This window comes from Megasphaera cerevisiae DSM 20462 (assembly GCF_001045675.1).
In the GTDB taxonomy this organism is placed as follows: Bacteria; Bacillota; Negativicutes; order Veillonellales; family Megasphaeraceae; genus Megasphaera; species Megasphaera cerevisiae.
On sequence record NZ_LEKT01000048.1, the window covers coordinates 1 to 24,929 of the forward strand.

Annotated in this window: 20 protein-coding genes and 1 pseudogene; 14 read left to right on the plus strand and 7 right to left on the minus strand. The window is 45.4% G+C overall.

All coding sequences use genetic code 11. From position 1 onward, the window contains the following. Positions 1-362: 362 nt before the first annotated feature. Positions 363-1,661, minus strand: a complete 1,299-nt coding sequence (locus AB840_RS11885; RefSeq protein WP_048515064.1) for an MFS transporter — start codon at positions 1,659-1,661, stop codon at positions 363-365. 647 nt (positions 1,662-2,308) lie between these two features. On the opposite strand from AB840_RS11885, the gene AB840_RS11890 reads away from it, so the two are divergent. From AB840_RS11890 to AB840_RS11925, 8 genes are all read left to right on the plus strand, one after another. After that, positions 2,309-3,220: a ketopantoate reductase family protein gene (locus AB840_RS11890; protein WP_048515065.1), complete on the plus strand. Its 912-nt coding sequence runs from the start codon at positions 2,309-2,311 to the stop codon at positions 3,218-3,220. Then, on the plus strand, positions 3,217-4,143 hold the full coding sequence (locus AB840_RS11895; RefSeq protein WP_048515066.1) for a ketopantoate reductase family protein: 927 nt from the start codon (positions 3,217-3,219) through the stop codon (positions 4,141-4,143). Before AB840_RS11890 ends, AB840_RS11895 begins: the two co-directional genes overlap by 4 nt. Before the next feature lie 779 nt (positions 4,144-4,922). After that, positions 4,923-6,473 carry an acyl CoA:acetate/3-ketoacid CoA transferase gene (locus AB840_RS11900; protein ID WP_048515067.1) on the plus strand — a complete coding sequence of 517 codons (1,551 nt, stop codon included), beginning with the start codon at positions 4,923-4,925 and terminating at the stop codon, positions 6,471-6,473. 57 nt (positions 6,474-6,530) lie between these two features. Beyond that, the gene (locus tag AB840_RS11905) at positions 6,531-7,442 is read left to right on the plus strand and encodes a VOC family protein (RefSeq protein WP_048515068.1); all 912 of its coding nucleotides are present in this window, start codon (positions 6,531-6,533) and stop codon (positions 7,440-7,442) included. 81 nt (positions 7,443-7,523) lie between these two features. Then, on the plus strand, positions 7,524-8,309 hold the full coding sequence (locus AB840_RS11910) for an acyl-CoA dehydratase activase (RefSeq protein WP_048515069.1): 786 nt from the start codon (positions 7,524-7,526) through the stop codon (positions 8,307-8,309). A 143-nt stretch (positions 8,310-8,452) separates the two neighbouring features. Next, a complete protein-coding gene (locus AB840_RS11915; protein ID WP_048515070.1) occupies positions 8,453-9,739 on the plus strand; it encodes a 2-hydroxyacyl-CoA dehydratase subunit D in 1,287 nt (428 codons plus the stop codon). Continuing rightward, positions 9,739-10,860: a 2-hydroxyacyl-CoA dehydratase subunit D gene (locus AB840_RS11920; protein WP_048515071.1), complete on the plus strand. Its 1,122-nt coding sequence runs from the start codon at positions 9,739-9,741 to the stop codon at positions 10,858-10,860. Before AB840_RS11915 ends, AB840_RS11920 begins: the two co-directional genes overlap by 1 nt. 117 nt (positions 10,861-10,977) lie before the next feature. Next, a complete protein-coding gene (locus AB840_RS11925) occupies positions 10,978-12,117 on the plus strand; it encodes an acyl-CoA dehydrogenase (RefSeq protein ID WP_048515072.1) in 1,140 nt (379 codons plus the stop codon). Positions 12,118-12,256: 139 nt separating this feature from the next. On the opposite strand, the gene AB840_RS11930 is transcribed toward AB840_RS11925, so the two are convergent. Next, entirely contained in the window at positions 12,257-13,150 is an 894-nt protein-coding gene (locus AB840_RS11930; protein ID WP_048515073.1) for a LysR family transcriptional regulator, read from the minus strand. Positions 13,151-13,539: 389 nt separating this feature from the next. Between AB840_RS11930 and AB840_RS11935 the strand changes: the two genes are divergently transcribed. The 4 genes from AB840_RS11935 (at position 13,540) to aroD (ending at position 18,584) form a co-directional block, all read left to right on the plus strand. Further along, positions 13,540-15,543: an oxidoreductase gene (locus tag AB840_RS11935; protein ID WP_048515074.1), complete on the plus strand. Its 2,004-nt coding sequence runs from the start codon at positions 13,540-13,542 to the stop codon at positions 15,541-15,543. 143 nt (positions 15,544-15,686) lie between these two features. Continuing rightward, on the plus strand, positions 15,687-16,565 hold the full coding sequence (locus AB840_RS11940) for a shikimate dehydrogenase (RefSeq protein WP_143745075.1): 879 nt from the start codon (positions 15,687-15,689) through the stop codon (positions 16,563-16,565). A 37-nt stretch (positions 16,566-16,602) separates the two neighbouring features. Further along, positions 16,603-17,805 carry an MFS transporter gene (locus AB840_RS11945; RefSeq protein ID WP_048515075.1) on the plus strand — a complete coding sequence of 401 codons (1,203 nt, stop codon included), beginning with the start codon at positions 16,603-16,605 and terminating at the stop codon, positions 17,803-17,805. Between the two features lie 32 nt (positions 17,806-17,837). Continuing rightward, a complete protein-coding gene (gene aroD, locus AB840_RS11950; protein WP_048515076.1) occupies positions 17,838-18,584 on the plus strand; it encodes a type I 3-dehydroquinate dehydratase in 747 nt (248 codons plus the stop codon). A 128-nt stretch (positions 18,585-18,712) separates the two neighbouring features. Here the strand turns inward: aroD and AB840_RS11955 are convergent, their stop codons facing one another. From AB840_RS11955 to AB840_RS11970, 4 genes are all read right to left on the minus strand, one after another. Continuing rightward, on the minus strand, positions 18,713-19,201 hold the full coding sequence (locus tag AB840_RS11955) for a pyridoxamine 5'-phosphate oxidase family protein (RefSeq protein WP_048515077.1): 489 nt from the start codon (positions 19,199-19,201) through the stop codon (positions 18,713-18,715). Between the two features lie 53 nt (positions 19,202-19,254). Next, positions 19,255-19,800 (minus strand): glutathione peroxidase, encoded by a 546-nt coding sequence (locus tag AB840_RS11960; protein ID WP_048515078.1) that lies wholly within the window; start codon positions 19,798-19,800, stop codon positions 19,255-19,257. Positions 19,801-20,113: 313 nt separating this feature from the next. Then, positions 20,114-22,582, minus strand: a complete 2,469-nt coding sequence (locus AB840_RS11965; protein ID WP_200809961.1) for an FAD-dependent oxidoreductase — start codon at positions 22,580-22,582, stop codon at positions 20,114-20,116. A gap of 10 nt (positions 22,583-22,592) precedes the next feature. Then, the gene (locus AB840_RS11970; protein WP_048515079.1) at positions 22,593-22,880 is read right to left on the minus strand and encodes an ArsR/SmtB family transcription factor; all 288 of its coding nucleotides are present in this window, start codon (positions 22,878-22,880) and stop codon (positions 22,593-22,595) included. Between the two features lie 196 nt (positions 22,881-23,076). Here AB840_RS11970 and AB840_RS11975 point away from each other — a divergent pair, with 196 nt between their 5' ends. After that, positions 23,077-23,433: a demethoxyubiquinone hydroxylase family protein gene (locus AB840_RS11975; protein WP_048515080.1), complete on the plus strand. Its 357-nt coding sequence runs from the start codon at positions 23,077-23,079 to the stop codon at positions 23,431-23,433. Positions 23,434-23,473: 40 nt separating this feature from the next. Next, the gene (locus tag AB840_RS11980) at positions 23,474-24,289 is read left to right on the plus strand and encodes a family 1 encapsulin nanocompartment shell protein (RefSeq protein WP_048515081.1); all 816 of its coding nucleotides are present in this window, start codon (positions 23,474-23,476) and stop codon (positions 24,287-24,289) included. Between the two features lie 259 nt (positions 24,290-24,548). On the opposite strand, the pseudogene AB840_RS11990 reads toward AB840_RS11980, so the two are convergent. Then, a pseudogene (locus AB840_RS11990) lies at positions 24,549-24,906 on the minus strand (TonB-dependent receptor plug domain-containing protein); the annotation flags it as partial. Positions 24,907-24,929: the final 23 nt, after the last annotated feature.

Genomic DNA, 24,929 nt, shown 5'->3' on the forward strand with positions numbered 1-24,929 from the left:
GTGCGACGGCCCAGGACAGGCTGGCATACCAGGCACGGCGAGGCATTCTTGCTGCTGTATAGTTCATAAGGCTTCTCCATTTCCACACAGTATCTATTTTCGATACCAGTAATCATTTTCTGTTTGCCATTATATCAAATACAGCCCAATCCTTCTACTCCATTCGGACATAAAAATGATCCGTTTGGACATTTTTTCAAAATAGCAGGAAAAAAACATAGTCCAGGCGCAGTATATTTTTTATTCTGAGAATATAAAATTTACGTATTTTTTGTCTGCTGCAGACAAAAAAAGCAGTATCTCTCCTTCCTTCGGAAGGTTTGGATACTGCTTTCTATATCACTACTTTCTATTGGAATAGGCTATGCTTCCTCCGATACAAGCGCTTTTCCCGGTTTGACAAAAAGCCAGGCAATAATCGCTACAATACCAAATAAAGAGGTTGCTATAAAAGCTTCGTTCCAGCCATAGTTTGTAACAAAGTAGGCCGTAACGATCGGCGCCAGCACGCCGCCTATATTTCCCCACAGGTTCATCCAGCCGGATACCGAGCCTGTATATTTCCCGCCTAAAGAAATAACCGTAGACCAGCTGGCGCTCATGGAAAACCCCAACGCCCCCAACGATACGGACATCCAGAAAATGTTCATAACGGCATCCGGTGTATGCGCTGCAATATACAGTCCCAGAGAGCAGACGGCAACCCCGATCATGGCCGTAATCGTACGCATCGTATACTGCCGTTCGCTGTTCCTGCCGTTTGCCATTTTATCGGAAATATATCCGGCCACAAATACCATCGCCATGAGAGCAATCCATGGAAAAGAAGCCCAAACCCCCATTGCCTTCAATGATAAGCCGTGCATTTCCGTCAAATACAAGGGCAGCCAGGCCAGGAATACATACATAATGTAATCGACAACCATAAACTGAATGCCTACCGCCCAAAACTGGGTGGACCGGAGAAATTGTCCCCACGGCGCCACCGTCTTCTTGATCGTACTAGCTGAACGTCCCGCATTGATATGAGCAGCCTCCAATTCATTGACATAGGGACTGTCGACAGGATTATCTACGGCATATTTATGCCATACCCAGGCCAGCACCACTCCCACGGCGCCAAAAATCAGAAATACAGCATGCCAGCCAAAGACAGCCATCAAGGAAACCGTAACTGCCGGACCGACTACAGGGCCAAAGAAGGTGCCCAGCAAAATCGAAGAGCTGGCCTTTCCTTTTTCATGATTATTGAACCATTTAAAGGTAGCCGCTCCCAGGGAGGGAAACACGGGTCCTTCTCCCACCCCAAATAACAGACGGACCGCGGCAAAGCTAATTTTTCCCTTGGCCAGCGCTGTCAGCGCCGTAAAAACAGACCACCATAAAATTGCGAAAGCGCCGGTACGGCGCAGTCCCCACTTTTCCGCCAGCATACCGCCAGGAACCTGCATCAGCGCATACCCTGCAAAAAAACAGGTCTGAATAAAGCCCATATCAATTTTAGTAAACCCAAATTCCTGCATAATAACCGGCGTTGCCACAGATAAATTGACACGATCCATGTATGCGACAAAGCTAATTAAAAAAATAAGAAAGGCTATTTTCCATCGAAATCCTGTCATCACATTGCGGACCGTTCCCTGTTCCAGTATTTTTTCCATATGTACTCCCCCTAAAAAAAATAGATTCTGCTGCTAAATATAAAATGCCCCTGTCGCCCTCTGCAATATTGCAGAAGACAACAGGGGCGAAGCTATCGCGGTACCACCCTGTCATTATGCTCACGGTCTGTCATACGACCTTCATTAACGCTGAATCACGTCTGCGCCTCGTGCTGCGAAAAAGCATATCGATGCAGAAACTCCTGGGCGAAGTCGAATCATGCGGATCCCATCCGATTCTCACCAATACCGGATTCTCTGTGCAGACGAAAACATCATTCTTTACCCCATCATAGTCAGTATATATCGTTGTTATAGCAGCCCTCTCAGCCAGAGAGTTGATCCTAATTATCCATATAATGCCTTCTTTTGTCAAGTACTTTTTTAATTTTTATTCAAGTTAAACGTTGTATTCATGCAATTAAACGTTTTATTACTATTTGATATTGACTGTCACAAAACACATCACTTTGCAGTATCCCTGTTTTAGATATTTGTTTTTATTCTTGCGCTGCTGTATTTCTTTTCACATATTTACGCACTTTTTTGATTTTCCTGCAATCGTTTGATCATTTCTATCTACTAATTTCCTGCTATTCGTTATATAATACACATAATATATTTAGTAATGGAAAGAAGGATCGCTCATGAAGCTAATGGTCAGCGGGATTGGCGGTGTCGGCGGTTATATTGCCGCCGTTCTCTGCTCACACGATAAGGATGTTACGTTAATTGCCCGGGGCAGGCATAAAGAAGCCCTGCAGCAAAAATTAGCCGTGCACAGTGCACTTCTGGGAGAGTGTACCTTTCATCCGGCAGTAACCGATGATCCCGCCAGTGCCGGCATACAGGATATTATTTTTATTTGCGTCAAAAATTTTTCTCTATGTGACGCGCTGACAGCCGTCCTGCCTTGCATTGACGACCATACAATCATTGTTCCGGTCATGAATGGCGTCGATCATGCCGAAGCAGCCCGCCATATGCTGACCGGGGGACAGGTGGTTAATGCACTTATTTATATTACCTCCTCCTGCTGTGAAGATTTCTCTATCCGCCATACCAGTCCTTATGTACGGGTCTTTGTTGATGCGCCTCATCTGGAGACGGCCCAAAAGGTACGAGACGTACTCCATCATCCGAATCAGCTGACATGCACAATTCCCGCTGATATGGACGTGGAATTGTGGAAAAAATATATTCTCAACTGCGCCTACAATACGATTACCGCTTATTATGTCTGCACCACCCGCGGCCTGCGGGAGGATCCGCGGCGCCTTGAAGAATTCCGGGCCTTGATCCAGGAAGCCTATGCGGTCGCTGTTGCCCAGGGAATTGCTATTCCGGCTGATTTTCCTGGCACAACCTTTGACGCGATGATGAGCCACCGCAACCTGGACGCGACAAGCTCTATGGCCCGTGATGTCATGGCCCACAAACCGACTGAACTGGAAACGTTCAGCGGCTATCTTATTCGCACAGCACAGGCGCTGCAGGTAAGCGTCCCTGTCTCCGAACGATTTTATCAGGCGTTAAAAGAAAGAGAGATGATACGATGAAATTAATGGTTACCGGCATCGGTGGTGTCGGTGGGTATATTGCCTCTGTACTATGTGCAAATTATCCCGATGTCACCGTCGTTGCCCGCAAAAAGCGCAAGGACGCGCTGATCAAAAATGGCCTGATCCTGCATAGTGATTTTTTTGGCGAGCACCGGTCATATCCAACAGTAACATCTGATCCGGCCAGTGCAGGCACCCAGGACATCATTTTTATCTGCGTGAAGAATTATTCTCTCCCCAACGCGCTGTCAGATATTTTGCCCTGCGTCGACAGTCATACGATCGTCGTTCTCATTCTGAACGGTGTCGACCATATCGGTGTTGCCCGAAAATGGCTCGAAAAAGGACATATCGTTGACTCTGCCATCTATATTACCTCGGCATACAAAGAGGATTTTTCTATTTTTCAGTCCGGAAAATATGCTCGCATCGTGATTGGCTCCAATGATGCAGCCTGCACGCAGAAGGTATTTGAGGTTCTCAACCATGAAGGACTTACCTGCCGGATTGCAGATGACATTCAGGCCGAACTCTGGGCTAAGTATATTACAAATTGTGCTTATAATGTGATTACCGCTTATTATGAGGGGAATATTGGCGATGTGTTTGAGCATCCCGAGGGAAAAGAGCAATTCCGTACGCTGTTAGAAGAAGCCTATGCCGTCGGCACTGGCTTGGGAATTGCGTTGGATACGAATCTTGTAGATGGCATTTACAACCGAATCGTTAATCAAAATGCTAAAAACGTCACCAGTTCACTGGCACGTGATATTATCCATGGACATCAGAGTGAATTAGAAACCTTCAGCGGCTATCTTGTCCGAACCGCCCATGAGCTGGGCATTGCTGTTCCTTTTTCTGAAACGTGCTACCATGCCATTTCATCGCGTATAAATAATAGTATCGACTTTAATTTATAATTGGTGTACATGAATGACAGCCCTGCCGGTATTGCTTCAACAGGTCGGCGGCCCCGCTGCCAATCGAACATTTTGTTCGATTGGCAGCGGGGTTTTATTTATTTTCTTGACATTTTCATCATTTTGTATTATTCTTTATTAAAATATTTCGTATTATAAATTATTTTAATAAAGAATAATATCACGGAATTAATTTTATTTATTATATATTCTTTATTAGAATATAATCACTCACAAAATAAGAATATTGTGTATATTTTCACAATACCTGCAGATTTATTTTTGAATAAAGCGGTTTATTCAGTATATGCAATAAGAGAAAGCATTTCTATTTGTCATGACATTATATCATTTAAATTTATATTTTATTGTTTTATTCATTTATTTCTTTTATAAATACTGTAATATTTAAAAATATAGTGATGTATACGACATTATTTTTATCAAACAATATCGTATACATCACTATATTCAATACGTGTCTAAAATGCGTCATGTTACACCGCAGGTGCTAAGAGTGCATTTTGATACAATTCACTCTTTCTTTGACTAAAAAGTCTTCTCTATTCTTATCGTTATTCCTTGACGCTATAGATTTTGCATGATATCATTCTAATCGATAATTCTATTCGGAGTTATTTTCACTATACACACCGTACTCACCTGTTAATAATTCCAAATTCGAATTTCATTTTTCATCTTCACATTCCTGTGAAGAATGTGAAAAAACGAAGATGGCGAGTTCGATGTGAACAAAAAGCAGGAGGATGAATGCGACAATGAAGAAAGTGAAAATTATCACGTCAGATGAAGCAGCGCAATTAGTCAAAAACAATGATACGATTACATCTATCGGCTTTGTAGGATGTGCCCATTGTGAAGCTTTGACGAAAGCATTGGAAAAACGTTTTTTAGAAACAGGCTGTCCGAAAGACTTAACGTATATGTACGCCGCTTCACAGGGAAACCGTGATGGACGCGGCGGCGAACATCTGGCTCATGAAGGATTAGTCAAACGAGTAATCCTCGGTCATTGGGATACGGTTCCTGCCATGAGCAAACTAGCGGTCGATAACAAAATCGAGGCATATAATTTTGCCCAGGGAACTCTCTGCCATTGGTTCCGTGCTTTAGCCGGCGGGAAATTAGGTGTATTTACAGACATTGGCTTGGAAACCTTTCTAGACCCCCGTCAGGAAGGCGGTAAATTAAACGAACGAACCACAGAAGATTTAGTTCAGCTCATGGATATCAACGGGCATGAACAGCTTTTTTACCCCTGCTTTCCTGTAAACATCGCGTTCTTGCGCGGTACGTATGCCGATGAATGCGGCAACATTACAATGGAAAAAGAAGTTGCTCCTCTGGAAAATACCGTCGTCGCCCAGGCCGTTAAAAATAACGGCGGCATTGTCATTGTTCAAGTAGAACGGGTAGTTGCTTCCGGCGCCCTGGACCCGCGTTTGGTAAAAATCCCAGGCATTTACGTAGACGCTGTTGTCGTCGCCGATCCCAAGGACCATCAGCAAAGCTTTGACTGCGACTATGATCCTACGTTGTCCGGTGAAATCCGCGCTCCTTACGACATAACCAGTCAGCCCCTGCCGATGAGTCCTAAAAAAATTATTGGCCGCCGTGCCGCCTTGGAACTAAAAAAGGATGTCGTTGTCAATCTCGGTGTCGGAGCTCCTGAATATGTTGCTTTGATTGCCGATGAAGAAGGCATTACAGACCGGATTACACTGACCGTCGAAGACGGCGCTATTGGCGGTATCCCGCAGGCTGGCGTGCGTTTTGGCGCTTCCATGAATCCTGACGCGCTCCTCGACCATCCCACACAATTCGATTTTTATGACGGCGGCGGTCTTGATATGGCGTTCCTCGGCCTGGCACAATGTGACGCACAGGGGAACATCAATGTCAGCAAGTTCGGTTCACATATTGCCGGCTGCGGCGGTTTCCCCAATATTACCCAGAAAACACAGCAGGTATTTTTCTGCGGTACGTTTACCGCCGGTGGTCTGAAAATCAGAATGGATGGGCAGCGTGTCCGTATTATCCAGGAAGGAAAAGCTAAAAAATTTGTCAAAAATGTAGATCAGATTACCTTCAGCGGACCTTTTGCAGCCAAGCAGGGGAAACGGGTACTTTATATTACGGAACGGTGCGTATTTGAATTAACAGAGGAAGGACTTCATTTGATCGAAGTTGCCCCTGGTATTGATGTCGAACGGGATATTCTTTCACAAATGGATTTCAAGCCAATCATCGATACATATAAGGTCATGCCCCTGCGAGTTTTTTCAAGGGATTTAATGGGACTGAAATAAGTATCCGGTTTATACCCTATTTATATCACGTCATTTAGTATCAGGAGGAATGTATACATGAAACCCATGAGATTACATCATATAGGCATTGTATTGCCTACGTTAAAACAAGCACATGATTTTATTGAAACCAACGGTCTGGAAGTTGATTATTCTGGCTTCGTCAATGCCTACCATGCCGATTTGGTTTTCACAAAGAAAGGTGAATTCAGCAGTCCTATTGAATTCATTATTCCCCACGAAGGCGTCCTTACTCAATTCAACCACGGCAAGGGCGGTATTGCCCATATTGCCTTTGAAGTCGATGACGTGGAAGCGGTCCGTGCAGAAATGGAAAAAGAAACTCCGGGCTGTATGCTTGAAAAGAAAGCAGTCCAAGGTACAGACGATATCGTCGTAAACTTCCGCCGCCCCAGCACCAACCAGGGCATCCTTGTAGAATATGTACAAACAACGGCTCCCATTGCTGGTCGCGGCAGAAACCCGTTTGAAGCATTGGGTGCTGAAGGAAAGCTGAGTGAATCCTGGCACCCCCTGCGTCTTCATCACATCGGCATTGTTCTTCCGACATTGGAAAAAGCACATGCTTTTTTGAAGACAAACGGTTTGGAAGTTGACTACGCAGGGTTTGTCGATGCCTACCATGCTGATCTTATTTTCACAAAAAAGGGCCCGTTCTGCAGCCCTATTGAAATGATCATTCCACGTGAAGGTGTACTGACACAATTCAACGGCGGACGCGGCGGGATTGCTCACATCGCCTTTGAAGTCGATGACGTAGAAGCCGTCCGCAAGCACATGGAAGCACAAACGCCAGGCTGCATGCTCGAAAAGAAAGCCGTTCAGGGTACTGACGACATTATCGTAAATTTCCGCCGCCCCAGTACCAATCAAGGTATTCTTGTAGAATATGTGCAGACCAATGCTCCTATCAACAGAGGAAATGCCAATCCATTCCCTGATTTATAAACATTTTTGATACATATTACATTCTTATATTATATAACATAACGGCAAAAAAGCTGCCTTCCGTGGGGAGGTCTAAACCACATGTATACTCTCGGAATAGACGTAGGATCTTCCTCGTCCAAAGCCGTCATTTTAGAAGACGGTAAAAAAATCATATCGCATAGAGTCGTCCAGATTGGGACCGGCTCTACCGGGCCGGAACGAGTTTTAAAAGAAGTTCTGGCCGCCACAGATCTCACGATTGACGACATGGCAAATATCATTGCCACCGGTTATGGCCGGTTCAACGTCAAAATAGCCAAAGGCGAAATTAGTGAAATCACGTGTCATGCCAAAGGGGCCTTGTTTGAATGTCCCGGCACCACGACCCTTCTTGATATTGGCGGTCAGGATGTAAAGGCCATCAAATTGAATGAACAGGGATTGGTCATGCAGTTTGCCATGAATGATAAATGTGCTGCCGGCACGGGCCGTTTCCTTGACGTCATGTCAAAGGTACTGGAAATTCCCATGTCAGAAATGGGAGAATGGTATTTCAAATCCAAGCATCCCGCCAAGGTCAGCAGTACCTGCACGGTGTTTGCCGAGTCGGAAGTCATTTCCCTATTGTCCAAAAACATTCCCAAAGAAGATATTGTTGCCGGTGTACATCAGTCCATTGCCAGCAAAGCCAGTGCCTTGGTACGGCGCGTCGGTGTAGGGCCTGATTTGACAATGACCGGCGGCGGTTCCCGCGATCCCGGCGTAGTGGATGCCATTTCCAAAGAGCTGGGCATTCCCGTCCGGGTAGCTTCTCATCCGCAGATCATCGGAGCACTGGGGGCCGCCCTGCTGGCTTATGAAAAGATATCAAAAAGCCAGTCATAGTAGTTACCGCAAGCAGGTTTCAGCGGCCAGGCTCCCACCTGGCCGTTCCATAAAAATACGCCAAACCCGTTTGCTCCTGTTATCGTAAACGATACGGCTTATTTATAAAAGTTCCTTATACTTTTTACAGAGGAGAGATAGTAATGAGTGAAGAAAAAGCAGTAGATATTGAAAGCATGAGTGCCAAAGACGCCCTTGGCTATTTCCTGCCCAAAATTGATGAAGATGCAAGAAAAGCTAAAAAAGAAGGACGTCTGGTATGCTGGTCCGCATCAGTTGCCCCTCCGGAATTCTGTACGGCCATGGATATTGCCGTCGTATTTCCGGAAACACATGCTGCCGGCATTGGCGCCCGTCATGGTGCTCCGGATATGCTCGAAGTAGCTGAAAACAAAGGCTATAATCAGGATATCTGTTCATATTGCCGTGTCAACATGGGTTACATGGAATTGTTGAAACAACAGGCTCTTACTGGTGTTACGCCGGAAAAACTGAAAAATTCCCCTGCCTCCGAAATTCCTTTGCCGGATCTGGTCATTACCTGCAACAACATTTGCAATACCTTGCTGAAGTGGTATGAAAATCTTGCTAATGAATTGCATATTCCTTTGATTACGATTGATGTGCCGTTCAACCACGAATATCCGGTTACTCAGCATGCTAAAGAATATATTGTCGGCGAATTTAAGCAGGCAATCAAGCAGCTCGAAGAAATCTGCGGCCGTCCTTTCAATTATGATAAATTTTTCAAAGTACAGGAACAGACACAGCGTTCTATTGCCGCTTGGAATAAAATCGCTACATTCCTTACGTACAAACCCTCTCCGCTCAACGGCTTTGACCTTTTCAACTATATGGGTCTTGCTGTTGCCGGCCGGTCCCTGGATTATTCTGAAATTACATTCAACAAATTCGTCAAGGAACTGGAAGCCAAGGTAGCTGCCAAAAAATACGCCTTTGGCGATAATGAAAAAACGCGTGTTACCTGGGAAGGCATCGCCGTATGGATCGCACTGGGTCACACCTTTAAAGAACTAAAAGGAAAAGGCGCCCTGATGACCGGGTCTGCATATCCTGGCATGTGGGATGTGTCCTATGAACCGGGCAATCTTGAATCCATGGCCGAAGCGTATACCCGCACCTATATCAACTGCTGCCTCCAGCGCCGCGGCGAGGTATTGGAACAAGTCGTTCGGGACGGACAATGCGATGGTCTTATTATGCATCAGAACCGCAGCTGCAAGAATATGAGTCTCCTCAACGACGAAGGCGGTAAACGCATTCAAAAGAATCTCAATGTTCCGTACGTCATTTTTGATGGTGACCAGACAGATCCCCGCAACTTCTCGGAAGCACAGTTTGATACACGAGTAGAAGCATTATGTGAAACAATGGACGAAAAGAAAGCAAGCGAAGGAGGAAAACAGTAATGAGCCAGATTGATGAACTGATTAATAAATTCCAGGAAGTAGCAAATCATCCTCAGAAAACCGTTTTAGATTATAAGAAAAAAACCGGCAAGGGTCTTGTAGGTATTATGCCCTACTATGCACCGGAAGAAATCGTATATGCTGCCGGCTGTCTTCCCGTAGGCCTGTTCGGTGCCCAGAACCCGGAAATTTCTGCGGCCCGCGCATATCTGCCGCCGTTTGCCTGCTCTCTCATGCAGGCTGATATGGAACTGCAGCTCAACGGCACGTATGACTGCCTTGATGCTGTCCTCTTCTCGGTTCCCTGCGACACACTTCGCTGCATGAGCCAGAAATGGCACGGCAAAGCTCCTGTCATCGTATTTACACAACCGCAGAATCGTAAAATCGAAGCGGCTGTTACCTTCCTGAAGGCTGAATACGATCATGTCCGCAAAGAATTAGAACGCATTCTCGGTGTAACGATCACCGACATGGCCTTACAGGAAGCCATTCGTGTATACAATGAAAACCGTCAGGTTATGCGCGAATTCTGTGATGTTGCTGCCTTGTATCCGCAGATTTTCACACCTGTAAAGCGTCACGACGTAATCAAAGCCCGCTGGTTTATGGATAAAGCAGAACATACAGCCTGGGTCCGTGAATTGATCGCGGCTGTACAGAAGGAAGCCGTGCATCCTTGGACAGGAAAAAAGGTAGTCCTCTCCGGCATCATGGCTGAACCAGATGAATTTCTTGATATTTTCAGCGAATTCGGATTTGCCGTCGTAGCAGATGATCTCGCTCAGGAATCCCGCCAGTACCGCAACGACGTTCCCTACGGCATTGATCCGCTGGAACAGCTTGCAACCTGGTGGCAGGATTTCGACGGCTGCCCGCTCGCTATGAATGTCGATAAACCTCGCGGACAGATGCTTATCAATATGGCCAAAAAAGCAAAGGCTGACGCGGTTGTAATCTGCATGATGCGTTTCTGTGACCCCGAAGAATTTGATTATCCTATTTACAAAGCCGAATTTGAAAAAGCCGGCTTGCGCTATACCGTTCTTGACCTCGATTTGGAATCGCCGTCCTTGGAACAGATCCGCACACGCCTGCAGGCTTTCTCCGAAATTCTGTAAGTATTCCTGTAAGACCTGTTTACTGCAATAAACGCGAATACAGGGATGCTTTCTATACACTGTATCCGCGTTTATACATAGATTTAGATATATATTTTATTTAGGAGGAATAGTCTCATGGATTTTGCAGTAAGAGATATCGATACGGATATCGTAAAATTAGCTGCTGACTTTGCAGCGAAACGCCTGGCACCGACAGTACAGGAACGGGATGAAAAGGAAATTTTCGACCGCAGTATTGTCAACGAAATGGGCGAACTCGGCTTGCTGGGTATCCCCTATGAAGAAGAATACGGCGGCGTAGGTGCCGATTTCCTCAGCATGGCAATGGCTTGTGAAGAAATCTCCAAAACAGATCCGTCTATCGGGCTCAGCTTTGAAGTACATACGACACTTTGCTCCTGGCCTATCTGGAAATTTGGTACAGAAGAACAGAAACAGAAGTTCCTCAAACCGCTTGCCAGCGGCGTAAAACTCGGTGCCTTCGGCCTGACCGAACCAAACGCAGGGACAGACGCGCTGAACGGCAGCACGACAGCAGTCAAAGACGGCGACCATTATGTATTGAACGGTTCTAAAATTTTCAATACCAACGGCGGCGAAGCTGAAATCACTGTTGTATTTGCCAGCACTGATAAATCTAAAGGTGCTAAAGGCATGAGTGCATTTATCGTGGAAAAAGGCACACCGGGCTTTACATACGGCAAAAAAGAAGTGAAAATGGGTATCCGTGCATCTGTACAGCGTGAACTCGTATTTCAGGACGTCAAAGTACCGGCAGCCAACCTCCTCGGCAAAGAAGGCGACGGCTTTAAAATCGCTATGATGACCTTGGACGGCGGCCGTGTCGGCGTCGGCGCCCAGGCTTTGGGTATTGCAGAAGGCGCATATGAACATGCACTGAAATATGCCAAGGAACGTGTACAGTTCGGCAAACCGATTGCAAAATTTCAAGCTATCGGCTTTATCCTTGCAGATATGAAGGCCAAGATCGAAGCCGCACGCTACCTTGTATATAAAGCAGCGTACAGCATGAATCAACCCGGCTCCTACAGCATGGATGCTGCCATTGCCAAGAAAATCGCATCTGACGTAGCCATGCAAGTCACCACCGACGCCGTACAGGTATTCGGCGGCTATGGCTTCACTCGTGAATATCCGGTAGAACGCTACATGCGCGATGCCAAGATCACCCAGATTTACGAAGGTACGAGCCAGGTACAGCAGATGGTTATTTCTGGCGCCATTCTGAGATAACCTGCTCAAAGGTCAACATTGCACTCTCCTTTTTAGATGTGAATTAAAAATAGTATAAAATAGTATATACAAAACAATCTGCTTACACGCTTACATTTACTTACACAACAAAAAAGGCCCTCTTCGGGGGCTTTTTTTGTTATACATTTTCCCGCTGCCATCGAGAAAGAACAAAATTACGAAATCGTTCTACAACAGGCAGTAAATTAGACTGTTTCTGGACAGCCATAAACAAAGATCTTTTTTCAAAAGAATCGGCAATAGGAATTCTATCCAAATCATAGTATTTCAGTGTATAAAAATTAGGAATAACCGCCACGCCATACCCTGCCGCTACAAATCCGGCCATTGCGTTATCCTCTTCTATGTGACAAATAACCTGAGGATGTGAATCAGCCTGCCGCATCAGCTTTGCAACCATTTCATGAAGACCGCTGTTTTGATTAAACGAAATAAATGGATACGGTTCCAATTCCTTCAACGATACAGATCCGCGATTGCTCAGCGGGTGTCCCTTGGGAACAGCAACGACCAGTTCTTCTTCAGCAATAGGATAAAACATAATTTCAGGTTCATTTTCAACGGCGGAACAAAAAATCATATCCAGATGTTCTTCCTTTAATTCCCGTATCAGGCTGGTTGTCGTCCCCTGTTTGAAATCAAAGGAAATAGCTTTATTATCTGGAATCCCCTGAAACTGAGTAATCATTTCCGGCACAATAGTATACCCCATGGTATAGACAAATCCCAGCGTAATTTTTCCCTGATCTGGTCGGGTATAGGCTTTCATAACATCGATCCCCTTCTCCAATTCCTGCAGGGAATGCTTCACATAAGGGAGAAAAATACGGCCATATTTATTGAGAAAAATATTACGTCCTCTTTTTTCAAACAGTTGTATGCCCAATTCCTTTTCCATTTCCCGAATTGCCCGATTCAAGCTTGGCTCCGTTATGTATAATTCTTCTGCCGCTTTTCGGTAATGTTCTGTTTCCGTCAATTTTACAAAATATTGTAATTGCTTTAAATTCATATGCTCCTCCATTTCTCTCTTTATGTATTACACTACGTAACATATACCTGCTGATCAATAGTTTTATTAAATGCTTTTATTCTATTTATGCTATCAAATATACCAGCTTGCAAAGACAAGTTTATCTGTATCAACTCTATACTTTATTTTCTACAAACAGCTGTTTTTCCCCATGTACGAATCATATGCCATGAAAAATCAATATGGCTGATCGTCATATGTCATCCTTTCTCTTCTCTATTCTATCATTTTTAATAGTTTTTTTAAACTATTCGAAGCATAATTAAGAAATTGTGCTATTGTTTTTTTATTCGTATAATAAATGTGAAGGAGAAAGTTAGTTAGTTTTTTCACAATATTTTCATAACATCGAAGGAGGAACATCGTTCATGAGTCGGAACTATCCACACATTTTTGAACCTCTGACCGTTAAACGTACAACATTTAAAAATCGTGTTATCATGCCGCCTATGGGTTCCAATCTGGCAACCTTTACCGGTGAAGTATCGGAAGACATGAAAAAATATTACGGTCTGCGTGCCCGCGGCGGCACAGCGCTTATTACCGTCGAAAATGCCTGTATTGACTACCCGCTGGCTACGAACGGAACCAAGCAGCTCCGTATCGACAAAAACCAGTTTATTCCCGGACTGTATGAATTGACAGAACGCATTCATGCTTATGGGGCCCTTGCCTCTATCCAGCTTAATCACGCCGGCGCTTCAGCTTATCCGGAACGTCTCCAGGGGCTGCAATCCGTATCGGCCTCCTCTGTTCCATCTAAAGAGGGTAATCCCGCACCGCGGCCATTGACCAAACAGGAAATCCTGAATATCGTCACTAAATACGCAGAGGCCGCGCAGCGCGCTGTACAGGCCGGCTTCGATATGGTAGAAATCCACGGCGGCCATTCGTATCTTCTCGACCAATTTCTGTCTCCGTTGTATAATAAACGAACCGATGAATTCGGCGGCTCTTACGAAAACCGAGCTCGTTTCGCCCGTCTTGTCATCGAAGCGGTCCGCAGCGCCGTAGGTAAATGGATTCCTATTTCCTTCCGTATCTCAGCAGCTGAATTTATCGACGGCGGCAACACACTCGACGACACGCTGAAATTATTGGAATATATTCAGCCGGAAGTCGATATTATTAATGTATCGGCAGCCGTCAACGATTCCATTCAGTATCAAATCGACAAATGCGACTTGCCAGACGGCTGGAGAGCCTATCTTTCACAGGCCGTCAAAGACAAATTCGGCAAACCCGTCATCCTGTCCGGCAATATCCGGAATCCTGAAATTGCGGATCAGCTTCTTGCTGATGGCAAGACGGATTTTCTGGCCATAGGGCGCGGTCTGATCGCCGATCCTGACTGGGCCCGCAAAGCACAATCGGGTCGTGCGAATTATATCCGCAAGTGCATCAGCTGCAATATCGGCTGTGCCGATCATCGTATTTCCAAATCTCAGCCCCTTCGCTGTACCGTCAATCCAGATTTGATTTACGGCGAAGCATATAAGAAAAACAACGTTACGCGCGACCTTCACGTCGTTGTTATCGGCGGCGGCACCTCCGGCTTGGAAACCGCTTGTACAGCTGCAGAAGCTGGCTGCCGTGTCACTCTCATCGAACGAGAAAGAGAATTAGGGGGGCTGGCTCGTAAGATCGCGCGTTTTCCCGAAAAGAGCCGTATAGAAGATTTTCCGGCATATTTGGAACAGCGAGCTTCGCACCTGCCAAATTTGACAATCAAATGCGGGACTACCGCTACCAAAAAAATGCTGATCGAACTGAAGCCTGATATTCTCTACGCAGCAACGGGCTCCAAGCCCATGCTGCCGCCTATTGAAGGACTGCGTGAACTAACGGACGCAGAAGGAACACAAGTCAAATCTATTTATGGCTTTATGGATAACATTCCTTACTTTGAACAAAATGCCGCAGGTAAGAACGTCGCCATTATCGGCTGTGGCGCCGTCGGACTCGATGTCATGGAGTTCTTTACCCTGCGCAAAGCCCATGTCACCATGATCGAAATGATGCCTTCTTTCGGCAAAGACGCCGATGTCGTCTCCAAATCAACGTTCAAGGAATTATTGGCAACTCATCCTGTCGACATGCATTTGGGTACCGCCCTGCAAAAAGTCTGCCCCAATAAATTTATTGCATCCCATGACGGTCACTTAGCCGAATATCCCTTTGATTATGGATTTATCTGTATGGGTCTTATTCCTGATATTCCGGCAGAGGATCCCTTTAAAACATATGCGGAGGAACAAGGCATCCCCTTCTGCAATCTTGGCAACAGCCGCAAAACAGGGCAGATTATTCATGGTACAGAGGCTGGCCGCAATATTCTTCATACGATTGATATGATCGGCGGATTTGATTAACTTTATCTGTTGCTGCCGCAGCCGTATATTGGCTACGGCAGTATTATACACTAGTATCCGTTCATATTTCATGGCGGATAATGTGAAAATTTACACAATATAAGATAGTATTATTTTCAACACGACCAGGAGGAATCATTATTATGGGTAAAATTGCTATTACTGAACGAGTAACAGGTCACACAGAATTAATCGGTTTGATTGCCTATCCGATTCGTCACAGCATGTCTCCGACTATGCACAATGAATCTTTCAAGAAGCTGGGATTAGACTACGTATATGTTTGCTTTGAAGTAGACAACGCTACACTGCAAGCTACGGTAGAAGGCCTCCGTGCCATGAAGGTACGCGGCTTCAACGTCTCCATGCCGAACAAAGGACCCATTACACAATATCTTGATGCATTATCTCCCGTATCTCAAATCGTCGGTGCCTGCAACACGGTCGTCAACGACAACGGCATTCTGACCGGTACCATTACAGACGGAGTAGGGGCTATGCAATCTCTGACTACAGAGGGTGTTGAATATATCGGTAAAAAAATGACCGTATTGGGTGCCGGCGGAGCTGCCACGGCAATTGAAGTACAGGCAGCGCTGGACGGAGTTCGTGAATTGACTATTTTCAACCAAAAGGATGCTTTTTTTGAAAAAGCGCAGGACACTGCCAAAAAACTTCGGGAACGCACAAACTGCATCGTCAACGTATACGATCTGGCCGATCATGCCAAATTGCGTGAAGAGCTGGACAACAGTGATATTTACATTGACAGTACCTCCTGCGGCATGAAGCCGCTGGAAGACGTTGTCGCTATTCCAGATAAATCCTATTTGCGTCCGGACTTGATCGTCATGGATACCGTGTATGCACCGCGCCAGACTAAACTTCTCCAATGGGCCGAAGAAATCGGCTGCAAAAATTTTAATGGTCTCGGCATGATGCTCTATCAAGGAGCTGCTGCCTTCAAACTTTGGACTGGCAAGGATATGCCTGTTGATTTCATCAAAGAAGTCCTATTTTAAGATTTCTTGATTTGTAATCCAAAGGAGAGTACAGAACATGGAACAAAAACATTCATACCGTCCCCTTTACCTCAGCCTGTATCTGAACTACTTTGTACATGGCATAGGCGTTATCATTTTAGCACAGAATATGGATGCCCTGGCAGCCCGCTGGGGCAGTATCGCCGACGTTGCCTGGGTCATTTCCATGCTCGGCATTGGCCGTTTGATCGTCTTGTTTGTATCAGGAAAATTATCTGATACATATGGCCGCAAGCCATTTATTTTACTGGGCATGATCACCTATATTTTCTTTTTTGCCGGTATTCTTCTTAGCCCGACTTCAGTAGTGGCTTGCATATTCGGCATTCTCGCCGGCATAGCAAACTCATTCCTTGATGCAGGAACCTATCCGGCCTTGATTGAATCGTATCCCGAAAGTGCCAGTACGGCAACTGTTCTTTTAAAAGCATTTATTTCAGCCGGTCAATTTCTCCTGCCGCTTTTTATAGGCATTCTGATTGCCACAAAGGCCTGGTATGGCTGGTCGTTTATTGTTGCCGCCGTTATTTTGGCAATCAATATCCCCATTATGCTGAAAATGTCGTTCCCCTCGATGAATCCCGTGCAGGAAGCATCGGAAAAAGATACTTCTGCAGCCTCTTGGCTGCCTAAATCGAAATGGTATCTCGAAGGTGTCTGCTTTGTCATTTACGGCTATATTTCTCAAGCCACATTTTATCTTATCAGCCAATGGCTGACAAAATACGGTGTTGCCGTCGCGCAAATGCAGGACATGGCAGCGCGTTCTCTGATGAGCTACTACTCCATCGGCTCTCTGGCCTGCGTATTTTTCACTGCTTTTATTACCAAAAAAGGCATTCGCCCTATTACACTGCTCGTTGTCTATACCTTCATCTCGACAGTATCCATTGCTGGCTTGTATTTTATCCCTTCCGGATCACTGGCACCAATTCTTTCCCTCGTTGTTGGTTTCTCCGCTGCCGGCGGCGTCATGCAGCTCGGTCTGGTTATGATGACGGAAATGTTCCCAAAGGGCAAGGGCACTATGACAGGTATATTTTACACAACCGGCTCCATCGCCTCCTTTACGATCCCTGTTGTCACCGGCTATATGGCTGACAGCGGCATCAACAGTATTATGGGACTTGACGCTATAATCGCGCTGGCGGGATTTATTGTAGCCTGCATCATTTATGTACGTTATAATAGTGTCATGAAAGAAAAAACCGCTAATTAATATTCACGAACCCTATAAGGAGGCTACGTATCATGGTAAAAATAGGCAATGTTGTCTTAGACAATGGCATGCCCAAAATCTGCGTTCCCATCGTCGGCCATTCTATCGAAGAACTCATTCAGGAATGCCGCTATCTTCAGGATAAAATTTATGATGTCGTTGAGCTTCGCATCGATTTTCTTCAGGATGTAACACAGCTGGAAGCTGTCGGCCGGGCGCTTCAAGCTATACGGCAGGAACTCCCCAGCGTGGCCCTGCTATTCACCTTCCGTACCAAGAAAGAAGGCGGTGAAACAGAGGTTCCCGAATCATATTATTTTGAGCTTCTTCAATATGCGATCCGTTCGCGTCACGTTGATGCCGTCGACATAGAATATTTTCGTAACCGCAGCAGCATAAAAAAGACATTGGAAATTGCCAGGGAATGCGGTGTAACCGTCATCATGAGCAATCATGACTTCAACAAAACCCCTTCTTTTGACGAAATTACAGAACGCCTGACAGGCATGAAAAAGCTCGGTGCTGATGTAGCCAAGCTGGCTTGCATGCCGATCTCTCCCAAAGATGTTCTGACACTCCTCCGTGCTACAGAAGCGGTGAAATCCCAATATCCGGAAGAACCAATCATTACTATGTCCATGGGTAAATTAGGCGCTATCAGCCGTATCAGCGGGGAAATCTTTGGCTCTGCCCTGACCTTTGGCTCTGCCAAAAAAGCATCCGCGCCCGGACAGCTTGAAGTGACGACGCTGCAGCAAATACTGCGTGCGCTGCACTAAGCATCAATACTGTTATATTCAATCAGCAAAAACGCCATTACTGAGCATTCTCAGCAATGGCGTTTTCAGCGTTATCCTATTGACTATTCTTTTTATCCAGGAAACAACACACGTCCTAAGGAAAAAGGTTAACCGTCTATCAGGCAAAATCCACCTTTGCAGAAGGTTACTTCTACTTCCGGATTATATGTCATGGGTAAATTAACACGCGAGGTAACCGTTCTGTCCGGCAGCATGTAATTGACTTCATGTACTACCAGCTGATATAACACAATTTTATCTTCTTCATTTTTCCCAAAATAATTTTTCATTTCAGGAATCGTATTCAGCATCGCATCCCGCACTAGACGAAATTGAGGCGTCCCTGGCTTAGTTTCATCTTTGACCTGGCCAAAAAGCGTTACAACGCTATCATCTTTGCCCATAAAAGCTAATTCTACACGAGGATTGACGCTCAATTCTTCCACTTTTTTGGAATCAAAGCGGCTGAACAGCCATATATGCCCAAATTCATCAACAAACGCCTTCATAGGACGGATACGCGGCCGTTCTCCGCTCACCGAAGCCATAAAAGCCGGTTCCTTTTTTATAATATCGAGTACTGCTTCTTCATACATAGTAATCATTCCTTTCATTTAAAAATTGATTTATATCATATGATACTGTTGCATTACAGCATTTTTTTGATAACCGGATCTAATTCCTCCGGTGTCACACTAGGTTCATAACGCCCCTTTACACTGCCATCCCGGCCAATAAGAAATTTTGTGAAATTCCATTTCACTTCATTGCCTTCCACATTTTCAGGATAATATTGTTTTACCACCTTTTGTATAGTCTGCCCGCTTTCCTTATCGAGCTCATATCCCTTAAACGGAGCTTCTGCGGTGAGGAACTGGAATAAAGGATCCGCGTCTTTTCCACGTACATCTATTTTCGCAAACAGCGGGAATGTCACTCCATAATTGATTTTGCAAAAGGATAAAATATTTTCGTTGCTTTCCGGTTCCTGAGCCAGAAATTGATTGGACGGAAAGCCCAATATTACAAGGCCCTGATCCTTATATTTTTTATACAACGCTTCCAAGCCATCATATTGCGGAGTAAAACCACACTTGCTTGCCGTATTTACAATAAGAAGAAGTTTTCCCGAATACTCAGAAAGAGATACGTCCTTTCCCTGCATGTTTTTAACTGTAAAATCATATGTACTCATTATTTCTCGCTCCTTTACCTAAACTCAAAATCATAATTATAGTTCTTAACATGAAGACATTTTCGTTCTAAGCTGCTGCAGATGTATATGTAGTGACTATCTGCAAAACACTTCATGATTTCCATCAGTGTATGTATTTTTAATATATCAAAAAAATTATTTTTTAATTATCATTATCTATTACAATGTCATTATATCGCTTCTTCCATAATAAATCAATACTTTTTTTGTATGATTTATGTTCAGCATCTTATTCAAGCTCCCCGCCGTTATGTACAATCTGACGTCCGCCAGTAAAGAATGTTATCTGCTTCTATATAAACAAGCTCATATTGGCATCCTCTGCTGCGCCAAGAAACGTTGCCACGCCGCCGACATCCACTCCATCCATCAATTCTTCCCTGCGAATCCCCATGACATCCATAGACATTTGGCAGGCAATCATATGAACGCCCCCGGCCTGCGCACTTTGAATTAAGCTTTCCAATGATTGGATATTTTTATCGTGCATAACCTGACGCATCAATTTTGTACCCATTCCCACCATATTCATTTTGGAAAGCGTCAGATTTCTACTGCCCCGCGGCATCATCCATCCAAACAGGGTATCGACAAGGCCCTTGCGGACTGTCACTTTTTCAGGCCGGCGCAGTACATTCAAGCCCCAAAAAGTAAAAAACATCGTTACTTTTTTACCCATAGTCAAGGCACCATTCGCAATGACAAAGGCAGCTAATACCTTATCTAAATCACCACTGAATACGACAATCGTCTTATCGTCCTTTGCCGGTTCTCCTATACCTGACGGTGCGGGGACTGCCGCTGGTTTTTGTATCCATACGGAAATGAGCCCATTCTTGCGTTCCCGGTGAAGCAGACGGTTTCCTGTCCGTTCGCACCATGCCTGACTATCCGTATAAAATCCCGGATCAGATGCCGTAAATTTGGCAACAGCTCCGACCTGCATGGTTTCCATGTATTCCCGCAGCTTCATCAGCGGTCCCGGGCAGCTCAGACCCGTCACATCAAATTCTATGGCAGACGGCATTTGCGCAGTTTCAAGTCTCGAAAAAGCCGTGCTTCGTCCGTCATACAGCTTTTCTGACTGCCCGTCGTCAATCAGCGTTTCTGCTGAAGGAACCGAAAAAAGCGCATCCTTTGCCGCCATATATCCCCCCATAAGATTTTTCACTGTATATCCGTGCTGCTTCAACAGCCGTTCTGCAAAATATCCACGTTGTCCAATTTGGCAATACACAATAATAGGAACGGCTATATCTAATTCATGCAGATGTTCCCGCAGGTTTTCCAACGGAATATGGATAGCCCGCGGTAATCCGCCAGCGGCAACCTCGTCATGAGTCCGCACATCAATGAGCACAGCACCTCGATCTATCATTTCGGAAGCCTCTTCATAGGATATGGGATCCGTCAAACCGTCCAGCACATTTTCGGCAGCATAGCCGGCCATATTCACAGGGTCTTTTGCCGATGAATAGGGTGGCGCATATGCCAGCTCCAATTCGGCCAGCTCCTGTACCGTATGTCCATGACGAATCATAGCCGCTAATACATCTATGCGTTTATCCACGCCATCATATCCGGCTGCCTGCGCCCCCAATATACGGCCGCGGTCATCAAATAATACTTTCAAGGCCATCTTTACGGCGCCGGGATAGTACCCGGCATGGGAATCGGGATAGACCTTGACGGCATGATAAACTGCATGCCGCTGCTTTAGACCTTGTTCGTTTTCTCCCGTTGCAGCCGCGGTCAAATCAAATACCTTCAAAATAGAGGTACCCTGAACACCCTCATATACAGTATCCCTGCCCGTCATATTATCAGCGGCAATACGCCCCTGATGATTTGCGGGACCGGCCAATGCTACGGATAGGGCATCGTCGGAAAGAACCCGGCGAGTCTGCACGGCATCGCCGGCAGCATACACATCCGGCACCGTTGTCCGCATGTGGTCATCCGTCACAATATATCCGCGTTCCGTCAATGTAATATCACTTTGTTTTAAAAATGCCGTATCGGGACGAACACCTATAGCCAAGACAACGAAATCAGCAGTTAGCTGCCTGCCATCTGCAAGCGCTATGGATACACCGTCTGACTGAGACGCAAAGGACTGCACACCGTTCCCTAACAACAAGCGAATGTCGTTTTGGACCAATTCCCGTTCCATAATTTTTACCATATCCGTATCAAAAGGCGCCAAAATATGAGTCGCTCCTTCAAGCAATGTCACCGTCATACCCCGCTGACGCAGATTTTCTGCCATTTCTACGCCGATAAAACCACCGCCGACCACAACTGCCCGACCACTGCCTTCATATTTATCCGCCCATTGACGCAGTCGGTCGGCATCAGGTACGCTGCGCAGTGTCATAATACGTTCATTATCAATACCCGGAATCGCCGGACGCACCGGCTGGGCTCCCGGTGCCAGCAGCAGTGCATCGTACGTTTCTTCATATGCCATATCTCCTGTTCGTATCGTGACGGTTTTGTTTTCCGTATTGACAGCTGTAACCTCACTATCTGTCCGCACATCTACACGAAATCGGTTGCAGAATATTTCCTTCTTCTGCACCAACAGACGATCCCGATCCTGTATAGCATTACCAATATAATATGGCAGCCCACAATTGGCAAAAGAAATATACGATCCCCGTTCTATCAAAATAATCTCAGCAGCTTCGTCCAATCGTCTCAGTCGAGCTGCTGCCGTAGCTCCGCCGGCTACCCCTCCAACAATAATGTATTTTTTCATGATATTCACCTCATTTTTCAGAAAATAAGACCGGTAACCACGCTCCGATCAATTCCATATTTAATGTATACTTCATTTCTGTCCCGTTTCGCACTGCTGAGACAATTCCAGCCGCCCGCAGCCGCTGCAAATGCTGCGATAACGTCGACTGCGGGGTTTCCAAGCAAGACTGCATATGCGAAACATTACAGCTGCCCTTCTCCCACAACCCCCTTACAATACACAGACGTACAGGATGCGCCAGTACCCTCAAAACTCTTGCTTTTTCATTTAATATATCAAAATCATCAATTGCCAATTTTATCACCTCTTTCGTGCATCTTTATATCTCTATATTTAAATATTACGATATACGAATGTAAATGTCAATACGTAATAAATATTACATCTAATTTTCAAACATATCTTACAAACAATCCTTATTCATGATATAATGCAAAGTATAGCAAAGTGTTTACTGAATTGTAGTTACAATGTATTGGAGGGATGGAATCATGGCTGATTTTGCAAATCCGTTTGGAATGAATGTCAACCGAAAATTGACAAATGAAGAATTGGCACAGGCAATTCGTATGGATATTTCCGGAGAATTGGAAGCAATCTACCTTTATGATGCCCACGTGCAGGCTACGGATAACAAGGCCGCTATAAAAGTACTTTCTGATATCCGGGATGAAGAAAAAGCACATGTAGGAGAATTAATGACGCTGCTGCGTATTCTTGATCCTAAGGAAGCAGAATTCTTTATTTCAGGGGAAGAGGAAGTCAAGGAACTGATGGAAGAGCTTGACAAAGAAACGGCTGTCAATACGCCGTCTTCCACCATCGGAAGTTTAATAAAAGAAGACTGATCGCGTAAAATTTAAATATATGCATGGGAGGGATATTGCTATGGATTATTTAACAAGAAATGATGCCCCCATAAGCGAAGAACTTTGGGCGCAGATTGATAAGACCGTAACCGAATCGGCCAGTAACGTTTTAACGGGACGGAAATTCATCCCTTTATTCGGGCCTTTGGGAATTGGCGTAAATACGGTCACAATTGATGATGCCGATACATTGGAGGAAACAACGACCGATGGTATTCTGACTACTACAGGCAGAAAATTCGTTGAACTGCCTGCGCTGTATACCGATTTCACCTTATACGGCAGAGATATAGAAAATTCGCTGCATTTAAGTTATCCCATTGATTTGACCAAAGCCAGCAGCGCCGCTCAGCAGGCGGCAATTCGCGAAGATACGCTAATCTTTTTTGGCAATGCTTCACTGGGAATTGACGGTCTGTTGACGGCTGCCGGCAGTAATACGCAAAAGAAATCCGACTGGAAGACAGGTGAAAATGCTTTCACAGATATCTCTGCAGCGATTACTACGCTGATCGAAAAAGGAATATACGGAAATTATTCGTTGGTCCTGAGTTCTGATTTATATTTGCAGCTGCACCGATTGCAGCCAGGTACAGGCTTGTTGGAATTAGACCGAATCAAAGGCCTGCTGCATAAACGAGTATACCCTACGCCAATTTTAGGCCACAACAGGGCAATTTTAGTAACATCGGACAGCAGTAATCTTGATCTGGCTATCGGACAGGACTTGAAAACCGCTTATTTGGAAGAAGTCGACCTCAACCACCGCTTCCGTATTCTGGAAACGATCCGCCTGCGGATCAAACGTCCGCAATCTATTGTAGTATTTGAATAATTTATCGTGGCTAGTACTGTCCACACTTAACATAATAACCGAAAGCCAAGACGGGCTCGTCAGAAGTATATTCTCCTGACAAGCCCGTCTTGTGTATATTATCTGTTTTCCTGCCTCAGAATTTGAACGTACCTTGAATCCGTGTATAATCACCGAGCGTAAAATTTTCCGACCCATAGAGCGTATCCCGCTTGCCGATGCCCTTGGCACCGAAGGTATAGAACGCTTCAAGCAAGAAATCTTTGGCCGGGACATAGCCGCCGCCAATGGCATCGGAACCGTATTTGGCCGACGCAGCGCCCTGGATGATTTCAATATGGTCCACATTTTCTGTGCCGAGCCGCTGCAATTCGTCTCCTGTACCGCTGTACTTGGCAAAGTCACCCATGACGGGCTGTCCGTCGATGAGGATGAGCGTATGGCGAGGTTCGCCCCTCACGAATAGATACGGTGACGCGGCCCATGGCGTCTACCGTACGGGATACGCCGGTCTCGCTGAAGATGATATCTTCTACGGATTTCGCCTGCTTCTTGGCAATGTCTGCCGCCGTGATGATCGTTGTTTGCTGACTTTCCAGCTTGGCTTCTTCCTTAGCCTTGTCCGCCTCCACGACAATATCCCGCGTCGTTACCCGATGAT